This window comes from uncultured Lactobacillus sp. (assembly GCF_902491705.1).
In the GTDB taxonomy this organism is placed as follows: Bacteria; Bacillota; Bacilli; order Lactobacillales; family Lactobacillaceae; genus Lactobacillus.
Genome location: NZ_CABUIW010000101.1, coordinates 1 through 2,469 on the forward strand (window position 1 = coordinate 1; position 2,469 = coordinate 2,469).

3 protein-coding genes and 1 pseudogene are annotated in these 2,469 nt (G+C 32.1%); all 4 read left to right on the forward strand.

Annotation, left to right across the window (positions count from 1 at the left end):
* On the forward strand, window positions 1–719 hold a 719-nt coding region (locus RDN22_RS11195; protein WP_308558149.1), incomplete at its 5' end, for a lantibiotic ABC transporter permease.
* The gene (locus RDN22_RS11200) at window positions 706–1,353 is read left to right on the forward strand and encodes a nisG (protein ID WP_004182439.1); all 648 of its coding nucleotides are present in this window, start codon (window positions 706–708) and stop codon (window positions 1,351–1,353) included. The genes RDN22_RS11195 and RDN22_RS11200, both read left to right, overlap by 14 nt.
* A gap of 133 nt (window positions 1,354–1,486) precedes the next feature.
* Window positions 1,487–2,311: a TraX family protein gene (locus tag RDN22_RS11205; protein WP_004182440.1), complete on the forward strand. Its 825-nt coding sequence runs from the start codon at window positions 1,487–1,489 to the stop codon at window positions 2,309–2,311.
* Window positions 2,312–2,345: 34 nt separating this feature from the next.
* Window positions 2,346–2,469 (forward strand): annotated as a pseudogene (locus tag RDN22_RS11210) (DNA-binding response regulator); the annotation flags it as partial.

Genomic DNA, 2,469 nt, shown 5'->3' on the forward strand with positions numbered 1-2,469 from the left:
TATTCTATTCGGAATTGCTCAAATTACGACATTTAGGAACGACTAAATTCTTAATCATCATACCATTTTTAACCGTTCTTATAGCCTTTTTAATGGTAGGGTTACAGATTTTTGTTCCTTTCTCGGTTTATTGGTGGGAAGCTATCTTTTTATATCTTGTAAATGGTCTTTTGTTTATAGTTGATAGACGTTTAGAAGACCAGGCTGGGCATTTTCAAAATGTTACAAATGGATATTTCACTTGGAAAATTATCTTGATGAAAATGGTGCTTATAGGAATGAGGACATTGATTTCTAGTTTATTCTTACTTGCTTTCCTCAGTCTCGTTGCATTTATTTACACAGGTTTTATTCCAATAAATATTCCTAAAACAGCTATTTCCTTAATCTTAATTTGGATGACAACTTTATGGAACATTCCTTTACTTTACCTAATGTCTAAATACATGAGTCAATTCATCCTATTAGCTCTTAATACATTGGTTTGTCTTTTAATAGCACCCTTTATTGCTCAGAGTCCACTTTGGTTCGTTTTCCCCTATACTTATCACTATAAAATAGCTCAATTTTTATTAAATCTTAAACCATCGGGGGATATTATTGTAAATACGAATCATACTAGCATTCTTCAAGTGTTACTTACGATGATACTATCAATAGTAGTGACATTGTTTTTATCTTTTTCACTTCAAAGGAGGCAATTAAATGCTAAGGAGTGAGTTACTAAAATTTAAGAATACTTTCGGTCTTTATCTTATTCTCAGTTTTGCTGTCTTAGAGATCATTACAATTCCAATGTATGTGAGCTTCGTTCCTAATGGTTTTTCTCTAACTAATTTAGCCATATTATCTTTTTTATGCTATCCGCTATTGACATCATTTTTGTCAATTTTAGGGATTGAACAAGAAAAACACGCTAATCATTATCAAGAAATATCGAGTTATCCTAAGCAAAGACGTTTATGGTTGGCTAAACTTTTAATATCAGACATAGTCCTTAGCCTACCTTCTTTATTCAGTTGGCTTATCATAAACCTCCTTCTTATGAATAGTGTTAATGGATTTGTAGTAAGTCTATCAAGTTGGATGTTAATAGTCTTTCTTAATCATTTTCACTACTTTATACAAGTGAGTCTGAACAGTGTTAGTAATATTATAATCTCTATGGTTGAAATTATTTTTATTATTTTTGCTAGTAATAAAGTTTTCTTGTCTACTCATTGGCTTCCTATTGCTTTACCTTTCAATAGCCTTATCCTTAGTGATTGGAGCCAACTCAATTCCCTTCCTTTATGGATTGTTGGGGTGACTTTGTTATTTATATGTTTAATAGATTATAGAACCAAAAAATAATATAAGAAATAACATAGATAGTGTATTAGTCTTTCGTGGTTATCCTAAAATTTGGTTAGTAGTTTGTCGGAAAAGTAAACTATGTTAGTTAATTTGTTTTTTATACTAAGGATGAAAAGAAAGGAGAGTTATTATGAAACGTTTTAGTCTATCAGGTTTCCAACTCAAATATATAGCCCTAATTACTATGGTATTCGACCATATTCAATATTTTTTTGAATATACAGGAAAAATACCCATTTGGTTTACTATGATTGGGAGATTAGCGGCCCCCTTATTTCTATTTGCTGTGATTGAAGGTTTCGTCCATACACACAATCGAAAAAAATACTTCCTAAGGATTTATGCTTTAGCTATTTTGATGGGATTGATTCAGTTTGGATTTTATAATTTTTTACATCCTCTTGTAAGGCCAGATGGTTTCTTTCCACAAAATATGATGTTGTCATCATTCGTTATCTTGCTCGTTGCTCTTCAAGGTATCGCTTGGATTCAAGAAAGGAAATATCTAAAAGGAATCCCAACCTTACTTTTTCCAATATTACTCCCATTGCTAATGTTGCCTTTTTATCTGCTAAGTGTGAACAAACCTATGTTAGGTTTTCTACTTAAATTACTCAATTTTACAGTGCTACCAGTTCATACATTTATCAGCGATGGAGGAACGTGGTTACTTTTGACTGGTATCGCTATGTATCTTTGTCACAAGAATCTTAAGAAAGAAGTGCTTGCTTTTGTGAGTGTTAGTCTAGTTTGGGCACTAATAGCGATTGTTCTAAGTAGACCTTCTTTTCACGATTTAATGTTTAAATACATTGAATGGATGGAAATATTTGCAGCTCCCTTAATGCTTTGTTATAACGGTCAAAGAGGTAAAGGGTCAAAATATTTGTTCTATGTCTTTTACCCAACACATATTTATCTACTTTACGCCTTGTCAGTTATCTTCTATAGATGATATGATAAGGGTACTTTGTATGAAAGGAGAGGTTATGGCTCAGATACTTGTCGTTGATGATCAGGAAGATATTGTTCAATTTGTTGTAAAGGCTTTAGAGCTCCAAAATCATAAGGTGACGGGGCTTACAAGTGTTTTAGATTTGGATAAGAACTCGT